This is a genomic window from Pseudomonas sp. RA_15y_Pfl2_54 (assembly GCF_963971015.1).
GTDB lineage: Bacteria > Pseudomonadota > Gammaproteobacteria > Pseudomonadales > Pseudomonadaceae > Aquipseudomonas > Aquipseudomonas baetica_A.
In genome coordinates, this window is record NZ_CAXAPN010000004.1 from 1 (window position 1) to 26,146 (window position 26,146).

Here is a 26,146-nt window from a genome sequence, read left to right on the forward strand (position 1 = left end):
CAACCACTTGCGCCTTCGATCTCTCGTCAGCGGGAGGCGAATTCTACAGCGTTACACGCTGCTGTCAACACCTCTTTTTCAACTTCTTTCTGGCTTCGATGAACTGAAGCAACTTGCTGCCGAAAACTTCATAACTCATTGAATTTCAAGGAGTTTTCTGTTTCGACTGCGCCGGAAGTGGGGCGAATTATAGGCTTCCAGAATCTGCCGTCAACCGTTAATTTCATATTTCTGTCATATCAGTCAAAGAACACCGAAAACACAAAGGCCGACCTCTAGAGGTCGGCCTTCTTCATCCCTGCTTACAAGCTAGGGAAGGCGAACTGCGAGGCTTCGTGGCTAGCACGTTGCGGCCAACGCTGAGTGATTGCCTTGCGGCGGGTATAGAAGCGCACACCGTCCGGGCCATAGGCATGCAAGTCGCCGAACAGCGAACGCTTCCAGCCGCCAAAGCTGTGATAAGCCACCGGCACCGGCAAAGGCACGTTGACGCCGACCATACCGACTTCGATCTCATCACAGAACAGACGCGCCGCTTCACCGTCACGCGTGAAGATGCAGGTGCCGTTGCCGTATTCGTGATCGTTGATCAGTTGCATCGCCTCTTCCAGGCTGCTCACCCGGACGACGCACAGCACCGGCCCGAAGATCTCCTCTTTATAGATGCGCATCTCTGGAGTGACGTTGTCGAACAGGCAGCCCCCGAGGAAGAAGCCGTCTTCGTGACCCGCGACACTCAAGCCGCGACCATCGACCACCAGAGTCGCACCCGCTGCCACGCCGTCATCGACATAGCCGCTGACCTTGTCGCGCGCCTGACCGGTCACCAGTGGCCCCATGTCCAGACCACACGAAGTACCCGCACCAATCTTCAACGCCTTGATCTGTGGAACCAGTTTGGCCACCAACGCATCCGCCACCTGATCACCCACACATACCGCAACGGAGATCGCCATGCAGCGCTCGCCGCAAGAACCATACGCCGCGCCCATCAGTGCGCTGACCGCATTATCCAGATCGGCATCCGGCATCAGTACCGCATGGTTCTTCGCGCCGCCCAGTGCCTGAACGCGTTTGCCGCGCTTGGTGCCTTCGGCGTAGATGTATTCAGCAATCGGCGTCGAACCGACGAAGCTCAGCGCTTTGACTTCCGGCGCTTCGATCAGCGCGTCCACCGCCGTCTTGTCGCCGTGGACCACGTTCATCACACCTTTTGGCAGGCCGGCTTCCAGCAGCAGTTGAGCAATCAGCAGCGTGGAGCTTGGATCACGCTCGGACGGTTTGAGGATGAAGCAGTTGCCACAGACGATCGCCAGTGGATACATCCACAGCGGCACCATGGCCGGAAAGTTGAATGGCGTGATACCGGCGACTACGCCCAACGGCTGGAAGTCCGACCACGCATCAATGTTCGGGCCTACGTTGCGGCTGTACTCGCCCTTGAGAATTTCCGGCGCAGCACAAGCAAACTCGACGTTCTCGATACCGCGTTTCAGTTCACCGGCAGCGTCTTCGAGAGTCTTGCCGTGTTCTTCGCTGATCAATTGCGAGATGCGCGCTTCGTTCTGCTCCAGCAGTTGCTTGAAGCGGAACATCACTTGGGCGCGTTTGGCCGGCGGCGTGTTACGCCAGGCCGGGAACGCTGCCTTCGCAGCATCAATGGCTTTCTGAATGGTTGCCTGGCTGGCCAGTGGCAACTTGTGGATCGCTTGACCGGTGGACGGGTTGAACACATCAACCGCGCGACCGTTCTCGGTCACCAGTTCGCCATTGATCAAATGCGGGATAACGCTCATCGGGGGACTCCTGAATTTTGTCCGCCGGCGCCGCCGAAGAGGCGCCGGCAATTTGTACTTATATAGAGGGAAAAATCAGTCGAGCTTGTTCAGCACTTCGCCGACCGCGTCGAACAGACGATCAAGGTCTTGCGGCTTGCTGTTGAAGGTTGGGCCGAACTGCAGGGTGTCGCCGCCGAAGCGCACGTAGAACCCCGCTTTCCACAGCGCCATACCCGCCTCGAACGGACGCACGATGGCGTCGCCGTCACGACCGGCAATCTGGATCGCACCGGCCAGACCGTAGTTACGGATGTCGATGACGTTCTTCGAACCCTTCAAGCCATGCAGCGCGTTTTCAAAATGCGGCGCGACTTCGGCCACGCTCTGCACCAGGTTTTCCTTTTGCAGCAGGTCGAGTGCCGCCAGGCCAGCGGCGCAAGCCACCGGATGCGCCGAATAGGTATAGCCGTGGGGGAATTCCACCGCGTATTCCGGCGTCGGCTGGTTCATGAAGGTCTGGTAGATCTCGGAGCTGGCAATCACCGCGCCCATCGGGATCGCGCCGTTGGTGATTTGCTTGGCGATGCACATCAGGTCGGGAGTGACGCCAAAGCTGTCGGCGCCGAACATCGAGCCAGTGCGGCCGAAACCGGTGATCACTTCGTCGAACACCAGCAGGATGTTGTGCTGATCGCAGATTTCACGCAGGCGCTTCAGATAACCCTGAGGCGGAACCAGCACGCCAGCGGAACCGGCCATCGGTTCAACGAACACGGCGGCGATGTTCGACGCATCGTGCAGTTCGATCAGCTTCAGCAGTTCATCGGCCAGGGCGATACCGCCCTGCTCCGGCATGCCACGGGAGAACGCATTGCTCGCCAGCAACGTGTGCGGCAGGTGATCGACGTCCATCATCGCCTGACCGAACATTTTGCGGTTGCCGTTGACGCCACCCAGGCTGGTGCCGGCGATGTTCACACCGTGATAGCCACGGGCGCGGCCGATCATTTTGGTCTTGGTCGCCTGGCCTTTAAGACGCCAGTAGGCACGGACCATTTTCACCGCCGTATCGGCGCACTCGGAGCCGGAGTCGGTGAAGAACACATGGTTGAGGTTGCCCGGAGTCAGATCGGTGATTTTCTCAGCCAACTGAAAGGACAACGGGTGGCCGTACTGGAAGCCCGGCGAGTAATCGAGTGTGCCCAACTGCTTGGAGACCGCTTCCTGAATTTCCTTGCGGGTGTGCCCGGCGCCGCAGGTCCACAGACCGGACAACGAGTCGTAGATCTTGCGGCCCTTGTCGTCGAACAGCCAACTGCCCTCGGCACCGACAATCAAACGCGGATCGCGCTGGAAGTTACGGTTGGCGGTGTACGGCATCCAGTGCGCGTCCAGCTTCAGTTGGCTGGCCAGTGGCGACGGAGCGGTTTCAGGCATGTTCATCGGGCAAAACCTCGCAGGGCATAAGCGTCAGGGAGATAGAAAGCGTTGTTGCAGCTAAATTGCCACGGCGATAAAGTCGGTGAAATCCAACTCTTCTAACCTTCAGTCAGCCCACCACTAAACTTTGAGTGATCAAGCATGAGCAGCCGCCGTCCCGATCCGCTGGCCCAGGTCAGTGACTTTGATATTCGCTTGCTGCGCATTTTTCGCAGCGTGGTGGAATGCGGCGGCTTCTCGGCGGCGGAAACCGTGCTCGGCATTGGGCGTTCGGCGATCAGCCAGCAAATGAGCGACCTGGAGCAACGCCTCGGCTTACGCCTGTGCCAACGCGGCCGCGCGGGATTCTCGCTGACCGAAGAAGGCCGCGAGGTCTATCAATCGGTGCTGCAACTGTTAAGTGCGCTGGAAAGCTTTCGCACCGAGGTCAACGGCCTGCACCAGCACTTGCGCGGCGAGTTGATCATTGGCCTGACCGACAACCTGGTCACCCTGCCCCACATGCGCATCACCCACGCCCTCGCGCAATTAAAAGAACGCGGCCCGGACGTGCAGATCCAGATCCGCATGATCGCGCCCAATGAAGTCGAACAAGGCGTGCTCGACGGCCGCCTGCATGTTGGCGTGGTGCCGCAGGCCAGTGCGCTGTCCGGTCTGGAATATCAGCCGCTGTACAGCGAACGTTCACTGCTTTACTGCGCGGTCGGGCATCCGCTGTTTTACGTCGATGACAAGCAACTGGACGACGAACGCCTGAATAGTCAGGACGCCATCGCCCCCACCTTCCGTTTGCCGGCAGACATTCAGGCGCATTACCAGGCGCTCAACTGCACCGCCAGCGCTTCGGACCGTGAAGGCATGGCGTTCCTGATCCTGACCGGGCGCTACATCGGTTATCTGCCGGATCACTACGCCAGCCTTTGGGTGCAACAGGGGCGTCTGCGCGCGCTCAAGGCCAAGACACGTTTCTATGACCTGAGCCTCGCATCGGTCACGCGCAAGGGCCGGCGCCCCCATTTGGTGCTGGAAAGTTTTCTTGAAAGCTTGGCGGCGACGCGTTGAAAAACCCGCAAGGCCCAGCCACGCTGGGCCTAACAGACAAAATCGCCCAATAACCTGAGCAAGTGGACAGCTTTTTGCAGAGCAGGATCAACCCCGATCCTTCAACAAGAAGTCCAAGTCCATGCAGCCAGATTCCGCACCGTCCAGCGACCTGATCTACGGCCTCAACGACCGCCCCAAACCGCCCGCCGCGATTCTTGCCGCCCTGCAACACGTACTCGCCAGTTTCGTCGGCATCATCACCCCGCCGCTGGTGATCGGTTCGGCGCTCGGCTTGAACGCGCATTTACCGTACCTGATCAGCATGGCGCTGATGGTGTCCGGGGTCGGCACCTTTATTCAGGCACGCCGACCGTTCGGCATTGGTGCCGGGATGATTTGTCTGCAGGGCACCAGTTTCGCCTTTCTTGGCGCCGTACTGTCGGCAGGTTTTCTGGTCAAACAGCGCGGCGGCAGCCCACAGGACATTCTGGCGATGATCTTCGGCGTGTGCTTTTTCGGCGCGATCGTACAGATCGTCCTCAGCCGCTTCATTGGCCAATTGCGTCGCGTCGTTACGCCGTTGGTGACCGGCATTGTCATCACCCTGATCGGAATCAGCCTGATCAAAGTCGGCATCACGGATCTGGGAGGCGGTTTCAATGCGCCGGACTTCGGTGCGCCGGGCAATCTGGCGCTGGGCGTGTTCGTGCTGCTGACGATCATCCTGCTCAATCGCTCGAACACGCCGTGGGTGCGGCTCTCGGCAATCATCATCGGCCTGGTACTCGGCAGTCTGGCGGCATGGTTCAGTGGGAAACTGGTGGTGCAGCCTTTGCCTGACTTGCCGCTGGTGAGTATTCCTGCACCGTTCAAGTTTGGATTCAGCTTCGACTGGACGGCTTTTCTGCCCGTCGCGCTGATTTATCTGATCAGCACCATCGAAACCGTCGGCGACCTCACCGCCAACTGCATGCTGGCCCGCCAGCCCATCAGCGGCCCTTCTTATATAAGCCGTTTGCGCGGTGGCATTCTCGGTGATGGCGTGAGCTGCATGATCGCGGCCACTTTCAGCGCCTTTCCCAACACCACGTTCGCGCAGAACAACGGCGTGATCCAGTTGACCGGTGTCGCCAGTCGCTACGTCGGTTTGTACATCGGTGCGATCCTGTTTTGTCTCGGCCTGTTTCCCATGATCGGCGCGGTGCTGCAACAGATTCCAAAACCGGTGCTTGGCGGTGCGACGCTGGTGATGTTCGGTGCCGTTGCGGCGGCGGGTGTGCGTATCCTCGCGCAATCACCGCTGGATCGACGCAGCATGTTGATCATCGCCACCTCGTTCGGCGTCGGCCTGGGTATTGCCGCGCAACCGAACTTGCTGCACTTGCTGCCGAAACTGGTGCAGAACCTTTTCGACTCGGCGATCACCAGTGGCGGGCTGACCGCAATCATGCTCTGCCTGCTGCTGCCGGAAGCAAAAACCACCACCAGCGAAGCCCATGTGCCGGTGAACAAGGTCGAACAGGCGTAACGGTTTTATTGCTTCAGGACTTGTCTGAAGCCTGTGGGTGCGCTATCAACGCAACTGGTTGCGCCCACAGACAAACCCGGAAGTGCCTATGACCTTTGAAGTCCCCGCTCACGGCGGCAAGCCCGCCAGCCGCATTCGTCAGAAGAACGAAGAGACCATTCTCAAAGCCGCCGAAGACGAGTTCGCCCGTCATGGGTACAAAGGCACCAGCATGAACACCATTGCCCAGAATGCCGGGTTGCCCAAGGCGAACCTGCATTACTACTTCACCAACAAGCTGGGGTTGTACGTGGCGGTGCTGAGCAACATCATCGAGTTGTGGGACAGCACCTTCAACACCCTGACGGCCGAGGACGATCCGGCCGAGGCGCTCACCCGCTACATCCGCGCAAAAATGGAATTCTCCCGCCGCCAGCCGCAAGCTTCGCGCATCTTCGCGATGGAAGTGATCAGCGGCGGCGAATGCCTGAGCGAATATTTCAATCAGGATTACCGCGCCTGGTTCCAGGGGCGAGCGGCCGTTTTTCAAGCGTGGATCGATGTCGGCAAAATGGACCCGGTGGATCCGGTACACCTGATTTTCCTGTTGTGGGGCAGCACTCAGCATTACGCCGACTTTGCCACGCAGATCTGCCGAGTCAGCGGTCGCAGCAAGTTGACCAAGCAGGACATGGAAGACGCCGGCAACAATTTGATCCGCATCATCCTCAAAGGCTGCGGCCTCACTCCCTCTCTATAAGACGTCTATGCCTTTCACCCTCAGTGGTTTTTGCGAATACCGCGAAGAGATTCGCAAAAGCCGCTTCATCACCTACGCCACGCCGATCAGCAGCGCGGCCGACGCGCAGGCGTTCTTCGAACAGCACAGCGACTTGAACGCCTCGCACAACTGCTGGGCGTGGAAACTGGGCGATCAATACCGTAGCAATGACGACGGCGAGCCTGGCGGCACGGCGGGCCGGCCCATTCTGGCGGCGATTGAAGCGCAGGATTGCGATCAGGTCGCCGTACTGGTGATTCGTTGGTACGGCGGCATTCAACTGGGCACCGGCGGTTTGGCCCGCGCCTATGGCGGCGGCGCAAACAAGTGCCTGCAGACGGCGGCGAAAGTCGAGTTGATCAGCCGTGTGCCGCTGCGTTGTGCCTGTGGGTTTGCCGAGCTGGCGCTGGTGAAGTTGCGGGTGGCGGATCTGGGCGGGTTGGTGGTCGAGGAAAACTTCACTGCCAACGGCGTCGAATTGCAGCTAGCCGTGGGTGAAATGCAGATCGAATTATTGCAACGCCAGTTGGCTGATTTGAGTCGTGGGCGGATTTTGCTTCAGCGTTCAAGCGCTGCGATCTTTTAGGGCATCGCTTGATTTCCTTATTACCCCGAGTTGCCCACATCGGCTGTGCACCCGACTGTGGATAACCTGAGCACATTGCGCTGTAACCCTTCTGTCACGCGGCTTTGCGCGGTTTGTTCATTTTTCGTTCAATCTCTCCTGAAAAATTCAAAATTTGCCTAAAAACAATCAGTTAATAACGTTTAGCACCATTAGAAGAAAGCCTTGCAGTGCTTATGCCCGGGTTTAAAGCTTGCGCACAATAACTGTGGAGCAACCTGTGGATAACCCGTTCATGGCTGGCGCAGTTGCAGACTCTGTCTAGCCCCCGCGTCTTTGCTCGTTTTTTGATCAGTCACCGAAGGGCAAAACTGGAGCCTGTTCAACGGCTTTGCTCTGAATTGGTGCCGGGGCATTACCCGATGCAGCCTTGAACGCTTTGCGCCGAGCCCTGATGCACACGCTCGCCCCGGGTTCCTGACTCAATGGCCAGGAAATTGCTTTATCCACAGGCACAACTCCAAGCAAGTCGAGCCTGTCATGCCAATCGATCCGCCCAACACGCGCCTGCAACTGCGCCACATCAGCAAACGCTACCCCGGTTGTCTGGCCAACGATGCCATCGACCTGAGCATCGCCCCTGGGGAAATCCATGCGCTGCTCGGTGAAAACGGCGCGGGCAAAAGTACGCTGATGAAGATCATCTATGGCGTCACCCAGGCCGATGCGGGCGAGATGCTCTGGCAAGGTCAACGGGTGAATATCCGCAACCCGGCGCAGGCGCGGCAGTTGGGGATCGGCATGGTGTTCCAGCATTTCTCACTGTTTGAAACCCTCAGCGTGGCGCAGAACATTGCTCTGGCGATGGGCGCAGCGGCCGGTACGCCCAAACAACTGGAACCGAAAATTCGCGAAGTGTCGCGCCGTTACGGCATGGCGCTGGAGCCTGAGCGACTTGTCCACAGCCTGTCGATCGGTGAGCGACAACGGGTGGAAATCATCCGCTGCCTGATGCAGGACATCCGTCTGCTGATTCTCGATGAACCGACCTCGGTGCTGACACCGCAAGAGGCCGACGACTTGTTCATCACGCTGCGGCGCCTCGCCGCCGAGGGCTGCAGCATTCTGTTTATCAGCCACAAGCTCGGCGAAGTCCGCGCCTTGTGCCATAGCGCCACGGTTTTGCGCGGCGGACGAGTGGCCGGGCATTGCGTACCCGCCGAGTGTTCGGATCAACAATTGGCGCAGTTGATGGTCGGCGAAGCGGCGGCGTTGATCGGTGATTATCCGAAAGTCAGCGGCGGCGCGGATTTTTTGCAGGTGAGCGGTTTGAGTTGGCGCAACCCCGATCCGTTTGGCTGCTCGTTGACCGACATTAATGTGCAAGTGCGCAGCGGTGAAATCGTCGGCATCGCCGGGGTCGCCGGCAATGGTCAGGATGAGTTGCTCGCCCTGCTCAGCGGCGAACAAACCCTGCCGAGCGCCGAGGCGACGACGATTCGCTTCGGTGAACAAGCTGTCGCTGACTTACGCCCGGATGCGCGGCGCAAACTCGGTCTGGCCTTCGTCCCCGCCGAACGCCTCGGCCACGGCGCGGTGCCCGAGTTGAGTCTGGCGGACAACGCCCTGCTCACGGCCTTCCAGCAGGGATTGGTCAGCAACGGGCTGATCCAGCGCGGCAAGGTCGAAGCCCTCGCGCAACAAATTATTCAACGCTTCGGCGTGAAAACCCCGGACACGCAAACCGTTGCGCGCAGCCTGTCCGGCGGCAACTTGCAGAAATTCATTCTTGGCCGGGAAATCCTCCAGCAGCCGAAACTGCTGATCGCCGCGCACCCGACCTGGGGCGTGGACGTCGGCGCTGCGGCCACCATCCACCGTGCGTTGATTGCGTTGCGCGATGCCGGTGCGGCGATTCTGGTGATTTCCGAAGACCTCGACGAACTGTTCCAGATCAGCGACCGCCTCGGTGCGTTGTGCGGCGGGAAGATGTCCGCGTTGCACAACACGGCGGACACCCTACTGAGCGATGTTGGTGGCTGGATGGCCGGCCAGTTCGATGCCCCTCAACAACACGCCACGGTTTAACGGAGTTTTCAACATGCTGCTTTCTCTCGAACCCCGTGGCCAGCAATCGCGCCTGATGCTCTGGTGCTCGCCGTTGTTGGCGGCGGCGCTGACCCTCGGTTGCGGTTCGCTGCTGTTCATCGCTCTGGGTCATGATCCACTGCAAACTTTGCACACCCTGTTGATCGCACCGGTCAGCGACGTGTACGGCGTGTCCGAATTGCTGGTCAAAGCCCTGCCGATTCTGCTCTGCGCGTTGGGCTTGGCCGTGGCCTATCAAGCGCGAATCTGGAACATCGGCGCCGAAGGCCAATTGCTCCTGGGCGCGTTGGCCGGCAGTGCGCTGGCGGTGAACATCATCGACATGCAAAGCCGTTGGGCACTGGTGCTGATTCTGCTCACCGGCACCCTCGCCGGCGCGGCGTGGGCCGGGCTGACGGCATGGCTGCGCACGCGTTTCAACGCCAACGAAATCCTCACCAGCATCATGCTCAATTACATTGCCCTCAACCTGTTGTTGTTCTGCGTACACGGCCCGTTGAAAGACCCGGCCGGCTTCAACTTTCCCGAGTCGGCGATGTTTGGCGATGCCAGCCGTTTACCGCTGTTGATGGAGGATGGCCGCGTGCACGCCGGGGTGTATTTCGCCCTGCTCGCCTTGGTGGCGGTGTGGGTGTTGTTGCAGAAAAGCTTTGTCGGTTTTCAGATCAAAGTGCTCGGGCTGGACAAGCGTGCGGCGGGGTTTGTCGGTTTTCGCGAGAAACGGCTGATCTGGCTGGCGCTGCTGATCAGCGGCGGTTTGGCCGGGCTCGCGGGGGTCTGCGAAGTCACCGGGCCGATTGGTCAGTTGGTGCCGCAGGTTTCGCCAGGGTATGGCTATGCGGCGATCACCGTGGCGTTTCTCGGGCGGCTGAATCCGATCGGGATTCTGTTCTCAAGTCTGTTGATGGCGTTGCTGTACATCGGCGGCGAGAGTGCGCAGATGGCCCTCAACCTGCCGCAAGCGATTACCCAACTGTTCCAGGGAATGATGCTGTTTTTCCTGCTGGCCTGTGACGTGCTGATCCTCTATCGGCCGCGCCTGAAACTGCGCTGGAGACGGCGCGCCTCGACCACTGCCGTAACCGCCGGAGCGCTGTGATGGATATCGATCTGCTGAGCAATATTTTCTACGCCATGGTGCGTTGCGGCACGCCGCTGTTATTGGTGGCGCTGGGTGAACTGATCTGCGAGAAGAGCGGCGTGCTCAACCTCGGCCAGGAAGGGATGATGCTGTTTGGTGCAGTGATCGGTTTTATCGTCGCCCTCAGCAGCGGCAACCTGTGGCTCGGCGTGTTGCTGGCGATGCTCGCGGGGATGCTGTTGTCGTCGCTGTTTGCCCTGGTGGCGCTGGTGTTCAACGCCAATCAGGTGGCGACCGGGCTGGCGCTGACGATTTTTGGTGTGGGGTTGTCGACCTTTGTCGGCTCCGCGTGGGTGGGTAAACCACTGGCGGGTTTTGAGCCAATGGCGATTCCGTACTTGAGTGAAATTCCGCTGATCGGGCGGATGCTGTTTGCTCAGGATCTGTTGGTTTACCTGTCGTTCGCGCTGTTTGCGCTGGTCGCGTGGGTGATCATCAAAAGTCGTATCGGGCTGATCATTCAGGCCGTCGGTGAAAATCCGGATGCGGCCAGTGCGATGGGCTTGCCAGTGTTGACCGTGCGTACGCTGGCCGTGCTGTTTGGCGGGGCGATGGCCGGGTTGGCCGGGGCGTATCTGTCACTGGCGTACACGCCGATGTGGGCCGAGAACATGACGGCCGGGCGCGGCTGGATCGCGCTGGCGCTGGTGGTGTTTGCCAGTTGGCGGGTGTGGCGGTTGTTGCTGGGGGCGTATCTGTTCGGGCTCGCCAGCATCCTGCATTTGGTGGCACAGGGGATGGGGCTGGCGATTCCGTCGAGCTTGCTGGCGATGCTGCCGTATGTGGCGACGATTGTGGTGCTGGTGTTGTTGTCGCGCGATGCGCTGCGTACGCGGTTATATGCGCCGGTGTCGTTGGGGCAGCCGTGGCAGGCAGGGCATTGATGCGCTGAAGAGACTGGCCTCTTCGCGGGCCCGCTCCCACAGGTTCGGCGGTGATTACCCATTTGTGTACGACACGGACACTGTGTGGGCTTGCCCGCGAAGAGGAGTATGCTCCACGGCCAATACCTCTTTTGAGTGCGTCAATGCGCAGTGGTGAATAAGCTCAGGCCTGCGCCGTCAGCCGCAATTGCTGCGCGACAAACTGCAACTGATCGAAACCCGTATGAGTGAACTCGACGCACTGCGTCAGGAGTTGCAACTACGGCTCGCTCAGGCGTGTCCATTGAATCCTGCACGTTAACTTTTCAAGGAACCCATCATGTCCCAGGCAAAAAACGCACTGATCATCGGCGCCTCCCGTGGTTTGGGCCTCGGGTTGGTGAAAACCCTGCTGGCCGATGGCTGGCAAGTGACGGCCACCGTGCGCAATCCTTCGAACGCCGACGCGTTGCAAGCGCTGGGCAAGGTGCGCATCGAGAAGCTTGATATGGATGACCAGCAAGCGGTGATCGCCCTGAGTCAGCAACTCAAGGGCGAGACGTTCGACCTGCTGTTCGTCAACGCCGGGGTCAAAGGCCCGGATGCACAAACCCCGGGCGGCGCGACACTGGCCGAAGTCGGGAAATTGTTTTTCACCAACGCGGTGGCACCGATCAATCTGGCCCAGCGTTTCGTCGGGCAGATTCGCGATGGCAGCGGTGTGTTGGCGTTCATGAGTTCGGTACTCGGCAGCGTGACCATGCCGGATGCGCCGGAACTGGCGCTGTACAAGGCGAGCAAGGCTGCGCTGAATTCGATGACCAACACTTTCGTGACCCAGTTGGGCGAGCAGAAACTCACGGTGTTGTCGCTGCATCCGGGTTGGGTGAAGACGGACATGGGCGGTGAGGGTGCCGACATTGATGTCGAGACCAGCACGCGCGGTCTGGTCGATCAGGTGAATGCGTTTACTGGCAAGGGCGGGCACCACTTCGTCAATTACAAGGGTGAAACCATTCCTTGGTAAGCACCGTATAACCCCTGTGGGAGCGGGCTTGCTCGCGAAGGCGTCGTGTCAGTCAATACACCCGTGCCTGACTCAGCGCTTTCGCGAGCAAGCCCTCTCCCATAAGGGGTGGTGTGTGTTGTCCTGTCGGGTGGGGCTTGCCCGGCATCGCGTTTTGTTTGAAACTGCGCGCCTCGTCCTTCGCGGCGACCCTGGATCAGCAGACAGGGCAACACTGAGCTGGCAACCCTGAACCCAACTTTCAGAGGAGCCGGCCACAATGCCTGCCATCCGTACCTGGTTAAAAAATCCCCTCGCCATTTTCACGGCCAACGCGCTCGATGCCCGTGGTGGTCTGGTGCTGCAAGACGGCGTGATCGTCGAAGTGCTGGCGGCCGGTCAGCAACCGTCCGCGCCGTGCAATGAAGTGTTCGATGCCCGCGAACATGTGATCCTGCCGGGCCTGATCAACACCCACCACCATTTCTACCAAACCCTGACTCGCGCCTGGGCGCCAGTGGTCAACCAGCCCTTGTTTCCCTGGCTGAAAACCCTGTACCCGGTGTGGGCACGCCTGACGCCTGAAAAACTTGCCCTCGCCACGAAAGTGGCTTTGGCTGAATTGCTGCTGTCAGGTTGCACCACCGCCGCCGACCACCATTACCTGTTCCCGGACGGTCTGGAAAACGCCATCGACGTACAAGTCGAAACCGTGCGTGAACTGGGCATGCGCGCCATGCTCACTCGCGGCTCGATGAGTCTCGGCGAGAAGGACGGCGGCCTGCCGCCGCAGCAGACCGTGCAGGAAGGCCAGGTGATTCTCGACGACAGTCAGCGCCTGATTCGCGAGTACCACGAGCGTGGCGATGGCGCGCAGATCCAGATCGCCCTGGCACCGTGCTCGCCCTTCTCGGTGACGCCGGAAATCATGTCGGCCAGTGCTGAACTGGCGAACCAGCTAGACGTGCGCCTGCACACGCACCTGGCCGAAACCCTCGATGAAGAGGACTTCTGCCTGCAGCGTTTCGGCCTGCGCACCGTCGATTATCTGGACAGCGTCGGCTGGCTCGGCCCGCGCACCTGGCTGGCCCACGGCATCCACTTCAACCCGGACGAAATCACCCGCCTCGGCCAGGCCGGCACCGGCATTTGCCATTGCCCGAGTTCGAACATGCGTCTGGCCTCCGGCATTTGCCCGAGTATCGATCTGACCGACGCTGGCGCGCTGTTTGGTCTGGGGGTCGACGGCTCGGCGTCCAACGATGCGTCGAACATGATTCTGGAAGCGCGGCAGGCGTTGTACATCCAGCGTCTGCGTTATGGCGCCGAGAAAATTACCCCCGAGCGTGTGCTGGGGTGGGCGACCAAGGGGTCGGCGAGCCTGTTGGGCCGCACCGACATCGGTGAACTGGCGGTCGGCAAGCAGGCCGATCTGGCACTGTTCAAGCTCGATGAGCTGCGCTTCTCCGGTAGCCATGATCCGATTTCGGCGCTGCTGCTGTGTGGCGCCGATCGTGCGGATCGAGTGATGATCGGCGGCAAGTGGCGTGTGGTTGACGGCCAGGTCGAAGGCCTGGATCTCAAGGGCTTGATTGCCGATCACAGCCAGGCCGCGCGCCAACTGATCGCCGGCACCTGATTCACCACCGATAAAACCTGTGGGAGCGGGCTTGCTCGCGAAGGCGTCGTGTCAGTCAGTTTTAAGCTGCCTGACAGACCGCTTTCGCGAGCAAGCCCGCTCCCTCATTTGGAATTGTGGTGTTCCTAGAGCCCGAGCAGGGACAGCATGATGAACGTCGCAAACAACACAAAGTGCGTCATACCCTCAATGGCGTTGGTTTCGCCGTCGTTGAGGTTGATCGCACTGACGATCAGGGTGATGAAGATCATCACCGTCTGCACTGGCGTCATCGCCATCTGAAACGGCTGACCGGTATACAGCGCCATGGCTTCCATCACCGGCACGGTCAGGATCACCGTCGACAGTGACGCGCCCATCGCGATGTTGACCACCGACTGCATGCGGTTGGCCAGCGCCGCACGCAATGCCGTGAGAATTTCCGGCGCGGCCGAGATTGCCGCCACCAGAATCGCCGTGATCACCGGCGGCGCCCCTGTTCCCTCCAGGCCCAGATCGAGGGTTTTCGACATCACCTCGGCCAGCGCGCCGATCACCACCACACCAAACACCAGAATGCCAATCGACAAGCCCAATCTGAGCGGTTTCGGTTGCTGTTCGACCGGCTCTTTCTTGCGCCGCTTGTCCGGGTAGCTGTAGCTGAAAAAATAGCTGTGCGGCCCGACCTGCATGCGCAGGAACAAGGTGTAAAGCACCACCATCGCACCGATGGTGAACGCCGAATAAACCTTCCAGTTAGCCTCGGGAATGAACTCCGGCACCACCATCGACACGCCCATGGCGGTGAGGATCATCACGCTGTAGCTGCGCGCCGAATCGTCGTTGTAGGACTGCTCGCCGTGCTTGATCCCGCCCATCAGCGCCGCGAGGCCGAGGATGCCGTTGATGTCGAGCATCACCGCAGAATAGATCGTGTCACGCACCAGGGTGGGCGACGCTTCGTTGCTCATCATGATCGCCAGAATCACCACTTCGACCAGCACGGCGGCCAGTGTGAGAATCATCGTGCCGTAAGGGTCGCCGACTTTTTCGGCGAGCAGTTCGGCGTGGTGGGCGACGCGCATTGAGGCGACGACGATGAACGCGATCAACACCAGCCCGGCGCCCAAGGCGACGATCTGGCCGCTGTGCAGCAGCCAGTGTTCCAGTGGATAAGCGACGAGTGCGGCGATGAGCGCCAACAGTAGAAAGCTTTCTTGCTTGAGAATCGTGAGCATGGCGGGCCTTTTGCCGGAGAGTGCGAGTGAGCTACTGACTGCGGAACGGCGCTAACGTTTCGTTACACCTTAGCGCACCAGTGAATGGCGGCCGTTTCATTCGTTGCACTTTTATTGGCCGCGCCGACCTCTTCGCGAGCAAGCCCGCGCCCACATTGATATGCATTCCCCTGTGGGAGCGAGCGTGCTCGCGAAGGCCGTTATGCGGTTTGGAGACGTTTGTTGTCCTGTTGGTCAGCAATTTGCATTGACGCTGTCCACACACAACAAAACGGAGCTCCAATTCATGCAAATACGTCCGCTGCACAAACTGCTGTGCGCCGCCATCGGTCTGGGGATCAGTCTGAGCGCCAGCGCTGCCGATCCGCTGAAGGTCGGTTTCGTCTATATCGGCCCGATCGGCGACCACGGCTGGACGTATCAGCATGAACAGGGGCGCAAGGCACTGGCCGAGAAATTCGGCGATCAGATCACCACCCACTTTGTGGAAAACGTCGCCGAAGGTGCCGATGCCGAGCGGGTGATCCGCAACATGGCCAAGGACAAGTACGACCTGATCTTCACCACCTCGTTTGGCTACATGAACCCGACGCTGAAAGTCGCCAAACAGTTTCCCAAAGTGACTTTCGAACACGCCACCGGCTACAAGCAGGACAAGAACCTCGGCACCTATCTGGCACGCACTTACGAAGGTCGCTACGTCGGTGGTTTCCTCGCGGCGAAGATGACCAAGAGCAAAAAAATCGGCTACGTCGCCTCGTTCCCGATTCCGGAAGTGATCCGCGACATCAACGCTATTCAACTGGCCCTGAACAAGTACAACCCAGGCACCGAGATCAAAGTGGTGTGGGTCAACTCGTGGTTCGATCCGGGCAAGGAAGCCGATGCGGCCAACGCCCTGATCGATCAGGGCGTGGACGTGGTGTTCCAGCACACCGACAGCCCCGCGCCGATTCAAGCGGCCGAACGTCGTGGCGTGTACGCCGTGGGCTACGCCTCCGACATGGCGCACTTCGGGCCGAAAGCGGTGCTGACTTCAATCGTCAACGACTGGGCGCCGCACTACATTCAGGCGACGCAAAGCGTGATCGACCACACCTGGAAATCCCAGGACTACTGGGGCGGTTTGAAAGAAGGCACGGTTGAACTGCCGATCAGCGACCTGGTGCCGGCGCCCGTGAAGGCTGAAGCCGAGCAGATCATCGCCGACATCAAGAGCGGCGCGTTCAAGCCGTTTACCGGGCCGATCAAGGATCAGGCCGGGGTCGAAAAAATCCCGGCGGGCGTGAGTGCAACCAACGCAGAACTGGCCTCGATGAACTATTACGTGGAAGGCATGAAGGCCGAGATGCCGAAGTAAGCGCACACCTATGGGAGCGGGCTTGCTCGCGAAGGCGTCGTGTCGGTCGATACGCAATGGCCTGATACACCGCCTTCGCGAGCAAGCCCGTTGTCACGTTTGGCTCTCCAGTGCTTTCAAGGATTGTGTATGGATCAGCTTCCGATCATCGACATCAGCCCGCTCTATAGCGACGACCAAAACGCCTGGCCCGCCGTGGCCGAGCAGATCGACAAGGCCTGCCGCGAGTGGGGGTTCTTCTACATCAAGGGTCATCCTGTTTCGGCGCAACGCATCGACGCACTGCTCGACCACGCACAGCGTTTTTTTGCGCAACCGGCGCCAGAAAAACTCAAGATCGACATCACCCAGACCCGCCATCACCGTGGCTACGGCGCCATCGCCACCGAGCAACTCGACCCGAGCAAACCCAGCGACCTGAAAGAAACGTTCGACATGGGTCTGCATCTGCCGGTCGATCATCCCGACGTGCTGGCGGAGAAACCCTTGCGCGGGCCGAACCGCCATCCTGAGCAAGCGGGATGGCAACCCTTGATGGAGCAGCACTACCTCGACATGCAGGCCCTCGCGCAAACCTTGTTGCGCGCCATGACGATAGCCCTTGGCATTGAGCGTGATTTCTTCGACAGCCGTTTCAATGAGCCGGTCAGCGTGTTGCGGATGATCCATTACCCGCCGCGCCACACTGCCAGTTCTGCCGAGCAACAAGGCGCTGGCGCGCACACCGATTACGGCTGCATCACCTTGCTCTATCAGGATGCGGCGGGTGGTCTGCAAGTAAAGAACGTCAAAGGCCAATGGATCGACGCACCGCCGATTGACGGCACCTTCGTGGTCAACCTCGGCGACATGATGGCGCGCTGGAGCAACGACCGATATCGCTCGACACCGCACCGGGTGATCAGCCCGCTGGGCGTGGATCGCTACTCGATGCCGTTCTTCGCCGAGCCACACCCGGACACGCGCATCGAATGCCTGCCCGGTTGCCGGGACGCACAGCATCCGGCGAAATATCCGACCACTACTTGCGCCGAATTCCTGCTCTCGCGCTTCGCCGATACCTACGCCTATCGGCGGGAACAGGAGGCAATCTGATGGATCGCTTGGTCAGGTTTTGCCAATTGTTTCGGCAAGCATCTGTAGAATGCCGTCATTGCACCTGATGAGAAAAGACTATGTACGACTGGCTCAACGCCCTGCCCAAGGCTGAACTGCACCTGCACCTGGAAGGCTCGCTGGAGCCCGAACTGCTGTTCTCCCTGGCCGAACGCAACAAGATCGCCCTGCCGTGGAACGACGTTGAAACCCTGCGCAAGGCTTACGCCTTCAACAATCTGCAGGAATTTCTCGACCTGTATTACCAGGGCGCCGACGTGCTGCGCACCTCCCAGGATTTCTACGACCTGACCTGGGCCTATCTGCTGCGCTGCAAAGAGCAGAACGTGATTCACACCGAACCGTTCTTCGACCCGCAAACCCACACCGATCGGGGTATCCCGTTCGAAGTGGTGTTAAACGGCATCGCCGCCGCTTTGAAAGATGGTGAGCAGCAACTGGGCATCAGCAGCGGTTTGATCCTGAGTTTCCTGCGCCATCTGAGCGAAGACGAAGCACAGAAAACCCTCGATCAGGCGCTGCCGTTCCGTGACGCGTTTGTCGCCGTCGGCCTGGACAGTTCCGAGATGGGTCATCCGCCGAGCAAGTTCCAGCGCGTGTTCGACCGCGCTCGTCACGAAGGCTTCCTGACCGTCGCCCACGCCGGTGAAGAAGGGCCACCGGAGTACATCTGGGAGGCCATCGACCTGCTGAAAATCCAGCGTATCGACCATGGCGTGCGCGCCATCGAAGACGAGCGCCTGATGCAGCGGATCATCGATGAGCAAATCCCGTTGACCGTGTGCCCGCTGTCGAACACCAAGCTTTGCGTGTTCGATCACATGTCGCAGCACAACATTCTCGACATGCTTGAGCGTGGCGTGAAGGTTACGGTGAACTCAGATGACCCGGCGTACTTCGGCGGCTACGTGACCGAGAACTTCCACGCGCTGCACGAGCACCTGGGCATGACCCAGGATCAGGCCAAGCGTCTGGCACAGAACAGCCTGGATGCACGGTTGGTAAAACCGTAACAACACTGAAGAGCTAAAGTGGGGCTTGCTCGCGAAGGCGTCGTATCAGTCGACATGGTTGTTGAATGACACCCTCCCTTCGCGAGCAAGCCCGCTCCCACCATGGCATTTATGTTCAGCCTGCGACTTGTGTTTCAGTCAGCTCTTCCAGCGTTTTGCCCCGCGTCTCCATCCCGAACAGCCACACCACCCCTGCCGCAATCGCAAAGCACAGCGCACCCAGCGCAAACACCCCACCCTGCCCGGTCACCGGGAACACCAGCCCGGTCACCAAAGGCCCGAGCAGCGACCCCACCCGACCAATCGCCGAGGCGAATCCCGAGCCCGTCGCCCGGGCTGACGTCGGATACAACTCCGGCGTGTAGGTGTAGAGCACTGCCCACATGCCAAACAGGAAGAACTGCATCAGCAACCCTGTGCTGATCAGCAGCGCCACATTGCCGCCGAACACCGCGCTCTGCCCATACAGAAACGCCATTACCCCCCCGCCGAGCAGCGTGACGATGCACACCGGTTTACGTCCCCAGCGTTCCACCAGCCACGCCGCCATCAGGAAACCGGGAATCCCGCCCAGGGAAATCAGCACCGTGTAATACACCGACTGCGTCACGGCGAAACCAGACTGTTGCAGCAATGCGCTGAGCCAGGACGTCAGGCCATAAAAACCCAGCAGCGCGAAGAACCACACACTCCAGATCATCGTTGTGCGCTGGCGATACTGTGGCGACCAGATCTGCTTGAGCGCCGAAAAGAAGTCGCCCGGGGGCGTCACAGTGCGCGGTATACGCAGCGGTAACGGCAACGCGGCGCCACCGAGCGATGCGCGCACCCGTGCTTCGATCCCGCTCAAGACCTTATCGGCGGCCTGATGTTTTCCGGCCTGTTCCAGCCAGCGCGGTGATTCGGGAATGAAAAAACGGATCGCCAGCACAAACACCGCCGGCACCGCCAACACCAGAAAGATGTCGCGCCAGCCAATCAGCGGCAGCAGGAAATACGACAGCACCCCGGCCGCGACAAAACCCAGCGGCCAGAAGCCGTCCATCAAGGCGATGTAGCGCCCGCGTCGCTGAGCCGGAATCAGCTCCGACAACATCGATTGGGCAATCGGAAACTCCATGCCCATGCCAATCCCCAGCAGGATGCGGAACAGCGTCAGCGACTCGATCGTTTGCGCCGTCGAGCAGAGATAACTGGCCAGCCCCCACAGGACGATGCTCCACTGAAACACCGGTTTGCGTCCGAAACGGTCGGCGAGCATGCCGGACAACGACGCGCCGAGCACCATACCGAAGAAACTCGAACTGGCGAGCAGCCCTGCCTGCGCACTGCTCAGGCCGAACTCGGCTTTGATCGAGCCGAGCAGGAACGTCATCATCGCCAGGTCCATGGAGTCAAAGAAAAACGCCAGGGCGATGATGATGAAAATGATCCGGTGATAACCGCTGATCGGCAGTCTTTCCAAGCGTTCTGCCGCGCTGAAGCCTTGAGTGTCCATATCGCCTCCCCCATCCGAAATATCCCCGGATTGAGTGTGCGCGATGGTGATACAGAGGCCGTACTGGATGCGACCTGCTCGCAGTCGTAGACGACGCCGACACGCCTGACGTCGATCTCGAATGCTCTATCACGCCATCTCCAGCTCGGTTTCCTTGGCAAATCGATGCAATTCCCGCTGGCCGGTGTCCGTCAGTTGCAGGGCTCTTGAATCATTGGGCAATGTCAGCCAACCGGACTGCATGAACAACTGCAGCAATGCCGCACCGAGTGAACCGCCCATGTGCGGACGACGCTCGCTCCAGTCCGGGCAAGCGCAAGCCACCTGCACGTTGCGATGGGCCAGCGCCTGGATGAACACGCCGCGACTGGCCAACTGTTTAGCGCCTTTATGGGTCACCACCACGCGTTGTTCAAGCTGTTCGATCCAGCCGGCGTCGAGCAGTCGCTGGTACAGATCGGCAGCCAGCGTGCCGCCCAAATGGTCATCACAAAAACGTGCGCGCAATAGCGATGAGGGTGCCGTCTGAGGTTTGGCCATGGGTGTGGCGCGCTTGAACACTTCGGCGACTTCCCGCGGAGCACTGGCAATGGTCGCGCTGGCCAGCGCTTCTATCGCCGCCCCCACCTCCGGTGCCGAAAGACGGAAAAACCGCTTGCGACCACGAACTTCAACCTTCAACAGACCGCCGGTGGACAAGCGTGCCAGATGCGCGCTGGCCGACGACGGCGACAGTCCTGCCAGTAGCGCTAGCTCCTCGGTCTGCCGGGCCGAGCCGTCCATCAGCGCCCACATCATCGCGCTGCGCTTGGGGTCGGCCAGCAACGTGGCGATCTGGCTGATGCAAGGTGCATGTTCCATGTATTCACTCCCTGTGGAATCGTATCGTCTACTGCTCGGAGACATCTTGACCAGTAATGGGTCGGCGGCCAAGACGTGAAAATCGCCCTGAGCCGGGGCAAGGCAGGCCATTGACACAACATGTTCCGGCATAGAACCCGCCACCCTTGCACAGCCCTGAATTGAACAGGGACTGCTGGGTGTGACGTCGTCCGGGCCGGGTTTCGGTACTGGCATGAGGCGGGCGCTAGTATAAGCGGGATGCACGCCCCGTCCCGCGTCGCGGCCTGCACGTGTGGTGATTGTTCCTGACAGAAATTTCTCTATTTACCTGCGACTAATGATCAAGTTTCTGGAAAACGGGAAATTGACTACTCAAATCAGCGCAACGGCTGGCGAGCATTTCCCTCAGCAGGTTCACCGGCTTACTCAATTGTGCGCGATGTGCGCACAAAAGATTCAGCGGAGCGCGCTCACAAAGCAGCTCCGGCAACAGCACTTTGAGGCGCCCGGCGAGGACATCGGCGCCCACGTCCAGCCAGGATTTGTAGGCAATGCCCGCGCCGGCCACCGCCCACAACCGCACGACGTCGGCGTCGTCACTGAAACGATCGCCACTGACGGTCAAACCGACTTCGCGCTTACCGTCGTGAAAACTCCAGTGGTCATGCACCCGGCTGCCGAGCATGTACAACAGGCAATTGTGCTGAGCCAGTTGTTCGAGTTGGCGCGGTTCGCCGTGCCGCGCCAGATAGGCCGGGGATGCGCAAAGCACGCGGCGGTTATGCGGGGCGATGGGCAAGGCGATCAGGCTGGAGTCTTCCGGCTCGCCATAACGCAGGGCGATGTCCACCGGCTGGCGAAACAGGTCGGCGATGCGGTCGCCGAGCAACAGGCGTACGGTCAGTTTCGGATGTTCACGCTGGAACTCGTCGAGCCAGGGCAACAACAGGTTGCGCCCGAAATCCGAAGGTGCCGACAACTGCAAGACCCCGCTGACCTGCTCCTGCCCGCTGGCCAACAGACGTCGGCCCTCATCGAGGTTGCTCAGCGCGGCCCGGGCGTATTCGAGAAAGCCTTCACCCTCGGCTGTCAGGCGAAGACTGCGCGTGGAGCGCGCCAGCAACCGTGCGCCGAGTTGCTGCTCAATGCGCTTCAACGCCGCACTGGCCACCGCGGCGGACATGTCCATCACCCGCGCCGCCGCTGACAGGCTGCCCAGATCCGCCGCCCGAACAAACAACTGCAAGTCATCGAAACGCAGCATCCACAGCCTCGACTATCAAAAAAACATTGAAAGAGACTGCTCTTTTAGCCGGTTTTATCTTGCAGAGAAATAGCCAATCATCTGCGCCATCGAATTCATCCCGCTTCTATGGAGCCGAGCATGTCCCAGCCATTCACCGCTATTGCCACCCTGACCGCCAAACCCGGCCAACAGGACACCCTTGAGCAGGCGTTGCGCGCACTGGTAGAGCCAAGCCGTGCCGAAGACGGTTGCAGTCAGTATGACTTGCATCGCGATCTGACCGACCCGCAGGTGTTCTACGTAATCGAACACTGGGCCAGCGAAGCCATCCTGCAAGCGCACAACGCCAGCGCACACTTTCAGAATTTCCAGGCCACTGCCGGCCAGTGCATCGAACACTTCGAACTCAAACGTCTGGGCAGCATCGCCTGAACCTTTCTTTTATTACCTTTACGGAGCCCCTCATGAAAGCCATTGCTTATTACGCCTCCCTGCCGATCAGCGACGCAAAATCCCTGCAAGACATCGAGCTGCCGGAACCGGTGGCTGGCCCGCGCGATTTGCTGGTGGAAGTCAAAGCCATTTCGGTCAATCCCGTGGATACCAAAATTCGCCAGAACGTCGCCCCTGAAGGCGGCGCGGCGAAAGTGCTGGGCTGGGACGTGGCCGGAGTGGTCAAGGCTGTGGGCAGTGAAGTGACGCTGTTCAAGGCTGGCGATAACGTCTTCTACGCCGGTTCCATCGCCCGCGCGGGTGGCAACAGCGAACGGCACGTTGTGGATGAGCGAATTGTCGGGCACATGCCCAAATCCCTGGGTTTCGCTGAAGCCGCCGCCCTGCCCCTGACCGCGATCACCGCGTGGGAGTTGCTCTTCGAACGCCTGCAAATTCGCGAAGGTAAAACCGCCGAAGGCCAGAGCCTGCTGATCGTCGGCGCGGCGGGCGGCGTGGGCTCGATCCTCACGCAACTGGCCAAGCAACTGACCGGTCTGAACGTGATCGGCACCGCCTCCCGTGAGCAGACCCGCGATTGGGTCAGCGAGTTGGGCGCGGACCTGGTGATCGATCACAGCCAGCCGCTGAGCGAAGCGCTCAAGCGTGCCGGGATCAACCAAGTGACCCACGTCGCCAGCCTGACCCAGACCGAGCAGCACCTGGACCAACTGATCGAAGCCCTGGCGCCGCAAGGCAAGCTGGCGCTGATCGACGATCCGAAGTCGCTGGACGTGACCAAGCTCAAGCGCAAGAGCCTGTCACTGCACTGGGAGTTCATGTACACCCGCTCGCTGTTCGAGACGCCGGACATGATCGAACAGCACAACCTGCTCAACCGCGTGGCCGAACTGGTTGATGCCGGAACATTGAAGACGACGGTTGGCGAGCACTTTGGCAGCATCAATGCGGCGAATCTGCGTCGGGCGCATGAATTGCTGGAGAGCGGCAAAGCCAAGGGAAAAATTGTTTTAGAAGGTTTCTAAACAGCAAAAAATCGCAGTCTTCGGCAGCGCCAATAACGGGCTGGCGGGGGCTGCGATATTTTTTGGGCCGTCAGTCTGACAGTTGATCCTTGTCACAATTGCGATCGTATTCAGGTCTACAATCGACGCCTCTGCGATACATCTTTTACGCAAGGGAGGTCAGCAATGAAGATCCTGATAAAAGAAGTGGCAAAGTCTCAATGGCAGGTTCGCCTGGACCAGCACGCCGTGACATTCCGCAGTGAAGCCGAAGCCTTGGCCTTCATCCGCACCCTCGAAGCGCGCATTTGCGCGCCCCATCAGATCCCCGACCTCAGCCAGCAACGCGCTGCCGGTTGAGGTTTTCTTATGCCTCGGCCCGGGCTTGCGCCAGTGTTCGGGCATTCTGTAAACGCCGGGTGAGCATCGCGGCGCTCACCACCAACAAACCGCACAGGCTGATGACCATTGCCATCGGCACGGCGGAGCCATCGTGCAACACGCCCACCAGCGCCGAAGCCCCAGCGGCGACGCTGAACTGCATGCAGCCGAGCAACGCCGACGCACTGCCGGCGCGGCCACCCTGCCCATTCATTGCACAGGCTGCGGCATTGGGACTGATGCAGCCAAGGCTGGCCACACAGATGAACAAAGGGATCAGCAGCGGCCACAGTGCCTCGGTGTGCAAAGCCGCGACCGCTAGCAAAGTCAGACCGGCGGCCAGATAAACCCAGACCGCGCGCGACAGCAGAAACGCCGGGCCTCGCCTGGCCAATAGCCGCGCATTGATTTGCGCCACCAGAATGAACCCCGCCGCGTTGGTGCCGAACAGCCAGCCGAAATGCTCCGCCGGCACGCCATACAGTTTGATAAAGATGAACGGTGAGCCCGCAATGTAGGCAAACATCCCGGCGATGGCGATGCCGCCGGTCAGGGCATGGCCGATATAAACCGGATCCTTCAACAGGCGTCCATACTGGCGCAAGGCACCGGACAACGGTTGGCGCGGTATATGCGCCGGCATACTTTCCGGCAGACCGAGGGCCACCGCCAAGCCGGCCAATGCACTGAAAACGGTCAGCACCAGAAAGATCGACTGCCAACCCGTGGTGTTGACCAGCAGGCCGCCGAGCATCGGCGCCAGGATGGGGGCCAGGCCCATCACCAGCATCAGCTGCGAAAAGACCTTCGCCGAGCCCACCGCATCGCATTTGTCGCTGACCACCGCCCGAGAAATCACCATCCCCGCACAGCCACCCAGCGCCTGCACGAAGCGTGCGCCGATCAGCCATTCCAGATTTGGCGCATAAGCGCAGGCCAGGGACGCCAGCGTGAACAGCGCCAGACCAATAAGCAACGGAACCCGTCGACCGAAGCGATCCGCTACCGGGCCGTAAGCCAGTTGGCCAATCGACAGACCAAGGAAGTACGCGGCCAGCGTCATCTGGACGTGTTTTTCATCGGTAGCGAATGCCAGCGCCATGGAGGGAAACGCAGGTAAATAAAAGTCGATCGCCAAGGGACCGAAGGCGGTCAAGGCACCGAGAATCAGAATGGTACGGAAGTTCATCAGGCATCCAGGTTGGCAAGTCGGCAGCCCGACAGTTTAGCCGCGCCCGGACGCCTTGAACATTCCGATAGCTCGCTAACTATTAAAAATCAGACGAGTTTGATGGCGTAACCTTCCTCGCTGATGGCGGCGATCACCTGATCGGCCGTCATTACACTGTCGACACCGACCTCTTTGGCTGCCAGATCAACCTGCACAACGGCCGCCGGATCCTTGGCTTGCACCGCGTTGGTGATCGCTTTGACGCAGTGGCCGCAGGACATGCCTTGAACGTTGAACACTTGCATGGGATGACTCCTTTGAGTGAGGTTGCCAGCAGTTTTGAGCTTGCCACGGTGACAAGGTCAAGTTCTTGAATAAACGGCCGGGCTGGCAATCGGCGCCGCGCTCGGCCAAGCTGCGTGCATCAATGACCTAAATTCAGGAGATTCAGCCATGCGCTGGTCAGCTTTCAGCCTGTTTGGCTTGCTCAGCCTCTTCGCCTTCCTGCCTCAGGCCAACGCGACCGGGGAGGACTACGCCGTTCTGATCATTTCGCGCGAGCGTCTGGAAGTGCCGACGTCTTGCGAGATTGGCGTGTACATCCAGGATCAGTTTGCAGGGCGACTGCTTCAAGAGCAGTCCACCTCGTTCAACCTGCCCCATGGTACTTTTTCGATTCGTCTGAAACTGGAGCCAGGTCAAGTATCGGGTTGTCAGCCCGGCATGCTGGCACCACCGGCGCAGGAGATCTCGCTCAAGGCTGGCGATGTGGTGAAGTACCGTATCGCCTCATCCGCCAAAGGCTTGTACCTGCGGCCCGCCGCCCTCGAATATTAAGCCCGTCCAGAATGTGGGAGCGGGCTGGCTCGCGAAAGCGTTGTGTCATTCAACAAAGACCTTGAATGTCACGCCCCTTCGCGAGCCAGCCCGCTCGCATTTTTTTGCCCTGCGACATCGTGCCGATTGGCGCT

General features: G+C 60.0%; 24 protein-coding genes and 1 pseudogene. 17 read left to right on the forward strand and 8 right to left on the reverse strand.

Going from position 1 to position 26,146, the window contains the following annotated elements:
* Window positions 1-302: 302 nt before the first annotated feature.
* Window positions 303-1,796: a CoA-acylating methylmalonate-semialdehyde dehydrogenase gene (locus AACY50_RS03880; RefSeq protein ID WP_339431903.1), complete on the reverse strand. Its 1,494-nt coding sequence runs from the start codon at window positions 1,794-1,796 to the stop codon at window positions 303-305.
* Window positions 1,797-1,871: 75 nt separating this feature from the next.
* A complete protein-coding gene (locus AACY50_RS03885; RefSeq protein ID WP_339431902.1) occupies window positions 1,872-3,221 on the reverse strand; it encodes an aspartate aminotransferase family protein in 1,350 nt (449 codons plus the stop codon).
* Between the two features lie 138 nt (window positions 3,222-3,359).
* Here AACY50_RS03885 and AACY50_RS03890 point away from each other — a divergent pair, with 138 nt between their 5' ends.
* From AACY50_RS03890 to AACY50_RS03935, 10 genes and pseudogenes are all read left to right on the forward strand, one after another.
* Entirely contained in the window at window positions 3,360-4,280 is a 921-nt protein-coding gene (locus AACY50_RS03890) for a LysR family transcriptional regulator (protein ID WP_221734345.1), read from the forward strand.
* Between the two features lie 121 nt (window positions 4,281-4,401).
* Complete coding sequence (locus AACY50_RS03895; RefSeq protein WP_339431901.1) at window positions 4,402-5,790, forward strand: uracil-xanthine permease family protein; 1,389 nt, start codon at window positions 4,402-4,404, stop codon at window positions 5,788-5,790.
* 88 nt (window positions 5,791-5,878) lie between these two features.
* Window positions 5,879-6,529, forward strand: coding sequence for a TetR/AcrR family transcriptional regulator (locus AACY50_RS03900; RefSeq protein ID WP_339538173.1), 651 nt, complete (start codon window positions 5,879-5,881; stop codon window positions 6,527-6,529).
* Window positions 6,530-6,536: 7 nt separating this feature from the next.
* Window positions 6,537-7,136, forward strand: a complete 600-nt coding sequence (locus tag AACY50_RS03905; RefSeq protein WP_339464635.1) for an IMPACT family protein — start codon at window positions 6,537-6,539, stop codon at window positions 7,134-7,136.
* 519 nt (window positions 7,137-7,655) lie between these two features.
* Window positions 7,656-9,203, forward strand: a complete 1,548-nt coding sequence (locus AACY50_RS03910; protein WP_339431899.1) for an ABC transporter ATP-binding protein — start codon at window positions 7,656-7,658, stop codon at window positions 9,201-9,203.
* A 13-nt stretch (window positions 9,204-9,216) separates the two neighbouring features.
* Entirely contained in the window at window positions 9,217-10,323 is a 1,107-nt protein-coding gene (locus AACY50_RS03915; RefSeq protein WP_339431898.1) for an ABC transporter permease, read from the forward strand.
* Window positions 10,323-11,249 (forward strand): ABC transporter permease, encoded by a 927-nt coding sequence (locus AACY50_RS03920; protein WP_339431897.1) that lies wholly within the window; start codon window positions 10,323-10,325, stop codon window positions 11,247-11,249. Before AACY50_RS03915 ends, AACY50_RS03920 begins: the two co-directional genes overlap by 1 nt.
* A 184-nt stretch (window positions 11,250-11,433) precedes the next feature.
* Window positions 11,434-11,550, forward strand: a pseudogene (locus AACY50_RS03925) (MerR family transcriptional regulator); the annotation flags it as partial.
* An 18-nt stretch (window positions 11,551-11,568) separates the two neighbouring features.
* Complete coding sequence (locus AACY50_RS03930; protein WP_339431896.1) at window positions 11,569-12,255, forward strand: SDR family oxidoreductase; 687 nt, start codon at window positions 11,569-11,571, stop codon at window positions 12,253-12,255.
* Window positions 12,256-12,514: 259 nt separating this feature from the next.
* The gene (locus tag AACY50_RS03935; RefSeq protein ID WP_339431895.1) at window positions 12,515-13,873 is read left to right on the forward strand and encodes an 8-oxoguanine deaminase; all 1,359 of its coding nucleotides are present in this window, start codon (window positions 12,515-12,517) and stop codon (window positions 13,871-13,873) included.
* A gap of 125 nt (window positions 13,874-13,998) precedes the next feature.
* Here AACY50_RS03935 and AACY50_RS03940 read toward each other — a convergent pair whose 3' ends face one another.
* Window positions 13,999-15,090, reverse strand: coding sequence for a calcium:proton antiporter (locus tag AACY50_RS03940; protein WP_339431894.1), 1,092 nt, complete (start codon window positions 15,088-15,090; stop codon window positions 13,999-14,001).
* Between the two features lie 286 nt (window positions 15,091-15,376).
* Here AACY50_RS03940 and AACY50_RS03945 point away from each other — a divergent pair, with 286 nt between their 5' ends.
* From AACY50_RS03945 to AACY50_RS03955, 3 genes are all read left to right on the forward strand, one after another.
* Complete coding sequence (locus AACY50_RS03945) at window positions 15,377-16,450, forward strand: BMP family ABC transporter substrate-binding protein (protein WP_339538174.1); 1,074 nt, start codon at window positions 15,377-15,379, stop codon at window positions 16,448-16,450.
* Between the two features lie 129 nt (window positions 16,451-16,579).
* On the forward strand, window positions 16,580-17,545 hold the full coding sequence (locus AACY50_RS03950) for an isopenicillin N synthase family dioxygenase (protein WP_339538175.1): 966 nt from the start codon (window positions 16,580-16,582) through the stop codon (window positions 17,543-17,545).
* Between the two features lie 80 nt (window positions 17,546-17,625).
* Window positions 17,626-18,579: an adenosine deaminase gene (locus tag AACY50_RS03955; protein ID WP_339431891.1), complete on the forward strand. Its 954-nt coding sequence runs from the start codon at window positions 17,626-17,628 to the stop codon at window positions 18,577-18,579.
* A 115-nt stretch (window positions 18,580-18,694) separates the two neighbouring features.
* Here the strand turns inward: AACY50_RS03955 and AACY50_RS03960 are convergent, their stop codons facing one another.
* The 3 genes from AACY50_RS03960 to AACY50_RS03970 form a co-directional block, all read right to left on the reverse strand.
* Window positions 18,695-20,077 carry an MFS transporter gene (locus AACY50_RS03960; RefSeq protein WP_339431890.1) on the reverse strand — a complete coding sequence of 461 codons (1,383 nt, stop codon included), beginning with the start codon at window positions 20,075-20,077 and terminating at the stop codon, window positions 18,695-18,697.
* Between the two features lie 129 nt (window positions 20,078-20,206).
* Window positions 20,207-20,938 (reverse strand): ArsR/SmtB family transcription factor, encoded by a 732-nt coding sequence (locus AACY50_RS03965; RefSeq protein WP_339431889.1) that lies wholly within the window; start codon window positions 20,936-20,938, stop codon window positions 20,207-20,209.
* A 316-nt stretch (window positions 20,939-21,254) separates the two neighbouring features.
* Entirely contained in the window at window positions 21,255-22,184 is a 930-nt protein-coding gene (locus AACY50_RS03970; RefSeq protein WP_221734175.1) for a LysR family transcriptional regulator, read from the reverse strand.
* Between the two features lie 120 nt (window positions 22,185-22,304).
* Here AACY50_RS03970 and AACY50_RS03975 point away from each other — a divergent pair, with 120 nt between their 5' ends.
* From AACY50_RS03975 to AACY50_RS03985, 3 genes are all read left to right on the forward strand, one after another.
* A complete protein-coding gene (locus AACY50_RS03975) occupies window positions 22,305-22,598 on the forward strand; it encodes a putative quinol monooxygenase (protein WP_339431888.1) in 294 nt (97 codons plus the stop codon).
* Window positions 22,599-22,630: 32 nt separating this feature from the next.
* On the forward strand, window positions 22,631-23,644 hold the full coding sequence (locus AACY50_RS03980) for a zinc-binding alcohol dehydrogenase family protein (protein ID WP_339431887.1): 1,014 nt from the start codon (window positions 22,631-22,633) through the stop codon (window positions 23,642-23,644).
* Window positions 23,645-23,809: 165 nt separating this feature from the next.
* Window positions 23,810-23,983, forward strand: coding sequence for a hypothetical protein (locus AACY50_RS03985; protein WP_339431886.1), 174 nt, complete (start codon window positions 23,810-23,812; stop codon window positions 23,981-23,983).
* A gap of 7 nt (window positions 23,984-23,990) precedes the next feature.
* Here the strand turns inward: AACY50_RS03985 and AACY50_RS03990 are convergent, their stop codons facing one another.
* Together AACY50_RS03990 and AACY50_RS03995 are read right to left on the reverse strand one after the other, a co-directional pair.
* Window positions 23,991-25,193: a multidrug effflux MFS transporter gene (locus AACY50_RS03990; RefSeq protein WP_339538176.1), complete on the reverse strand. Its 1,203-nt coding sequence runs from the start codon at window positions 25,191-25,193 to the stop codon at window positions 23,991-23,993.
* Window positions 25,194-25,282: 89 nt separating this feature from the next.
* On the reverse strand, window positions 25,283-25,480 hold the full coding sequence (locus tag AACY50_RS03995; protein ID WP_221734180.1) for a cation transporter: 198 nt from the start codon (window positions 25,478-25,480) through the stop codon (window positions 25,283-25,285).
* Window positions 25,481-25,628: 148 nt separating this feature from the next.
* On the opposite strand from AACY50_RS03995, the gene AACY50_RS04000 reads away from it, so the two are divergent.
* On the forward strand, window positions 25,629-26,012 hold the full coding sequence (locus AACY50_RS04000; RefSeq protein WP_221734181.1) for a hypothetical protein: 384 nt from the start codon (window positions 25,629-25,631) through the stop codon (window positions 26,010-26,012).
* Window positions 26,013-26,146 lie beyond the last annotated feature (134 nt).

Bases quoted from the DNA above. Each gene is read 5' to 3' on its own strand.
- AACY50_RS03880 (WP_339431903.1), bottom strand. From the start codon at position 1,796: ATGAGCGTTATCCCGCATTTGATCAATGGCGAACTGGTGACCGAGAAC.
- AACY50_RS03885 (WP_339431902.1), bottom strand. From the start codon at position 3,221: ATGAACATGCCTGAAACCGCTCCGTCGCCACTGGCCAGCCAACTGAAG.
- AACY50_RS03890 (WP_221734345.1), top strand. From the start codon at position 3,360: ATGAGCAGCCGCCGTCCCGATCCGCTGGCCCAGGTCAGTGACTTTGAT.
- AACY50_RS03895 (WP_339431901.1), top strand. From the start codon at position 4,402: ATGCAGCCAGATTCCGCACCGTCCAGCGACCTGATCTACGGCCTCAAC.
- AACY50_RS03900 (WP_339538173.1), top strand. From the start codon at position 5,879: ATGACCTTTGAAGTCCCCGCTCACGGCGGCAAGCCCGCCAGCCGCATT.
- AACY50_RS03905 (WP_339464635.1), top strand. From the start codon at position 6,537: ATGCCTTTCACCCTCAGTGGTTTTTGCGAATACCGCGAAGAGATTCGC.
- AACY50_RS03910 (WP_339431899.1), top strand. From the start codon at position 7,656: ATGCCAATCGATCCGCCCAACACGCGCCTGCAACTGCGCCACATCAGC.
- AACY50_RS03915 (WP_339431898.1), top strand. From the start codon at position 9,217: ATGCTGCTTTCTCTCGAACCCCGTGGCCAGCAATCGCGCCTGATGCTC.
- AACY50_RS03920 (WP_339431897.1), top strand. From the start codon at position 10,323: ATGGATATCGATCTGCTGAGCAATATTTTCTACGCCATGGTGCGTTGC.
- AACY50_RS03930 (WP_339431896.1), top strand. From the start codon at position 11,569: ATGTCCCAGGCAAAAAACGCACTGATCATCGGCGCCTCCCGTGGTTTG.
- AACY50_RS03935 (WP_339431895.1), top strand. From the start codon at position 12,515: ATGCCTGCCATCCGTACCTGGTTAAAAAATCCCCTCGCCATTTTCACG.
- AACY50_RS03940 (WP_339431894.1), bottom strand. From the start codon at position 15,090: ATGCTCACGATTCTCAAGCAAGAAAGCTTTCTACTGTTGGCGCTCATC.
- AACY50_RS03945 (WP_339538174.1), top strand. From the start codon at position 15,377: ATGCAAATACGTCCGCTGCACAAACTGCTGTGCGCCGCCATCGGTCTG.
- AACY50_RS03950 (WP_339538175.1), top strand. From the start codon at position 16,580: ATGGATCAGCTTCCGATCATCGACATCAGCCCGCTCTATAGCGACGAC.
- AACY50_RS03955 (WP_339431891.1), top strand. From the start codon at position 17,626: ATGTACGACTGGCTCAACGCCCTGCCCAAGGCTGAACTGCACCTGCAC.
- AACY50_RS03960 (WP_339431890.1), bottom strand. From the start codon at position 20,077: ATGGACACTCAAGGCTTCAGCGCGGCAGAACGCTTGGAAAGACTGCCG.
- AACY50_RS03965 (WP_339431889.1), bottom strand. From the start codon at position 20,938: ATGGAACATGCACCTTGCATCAGCCAGATCGCCACGTTGCTGGCCGAC.
- AACY50_RS03970 (WP_221734175.1), bottom strand. From the start codon at position 22,184: ATGCTGCGTTTCGATGACTTGCAGTTGTTTGTTCGGGCGGCGGATCTG.
- AACY50_RS03975 (WP_339431888.1), top strand. From the start codon at position 22,305: ATGTCCCAGCCATTCACCGCTATTGCCACCCTGACCGCCAAACCCGGC.
- AACY50_RS03980 (WP_339431887.1), top strand. From the start codon at position 22,631: ATGAAAGCCATTGCTTATTACGCCTCCCTGCCGATCAGCGACGCAAAA.
- AACY50_RS03985 (WP_339431886.1), top strand. From the start codon at position 23,810: ATGAAGATCCTGATAAAAGAAGTGGCAAAGTCTCAATGGCAGGTTCGC.
- AACY50_RS03990 (WP_339538176.1), bottom strand. From the start codon at position 25,193: ATGAACTTCCGTACCATTCTGATTCTCGGTGCCTTGACCGCCTTCGGT.
- AACY50_RS03995 (WP_221734180.1), bottom strand. From the start codon at position 25,480: ATGCAAGTGTTCAACGTTCAAGGCATGTCCTGCGGCCACTGCGTCAAA.
- AACY50_RS04000 (WP_221734181.1), top strand. From the start codon at position 25,629: ATGCGCTGGTCAGCTTTCAGCCTGTTTGGCTTGCTCAGCCTCTTCGCC.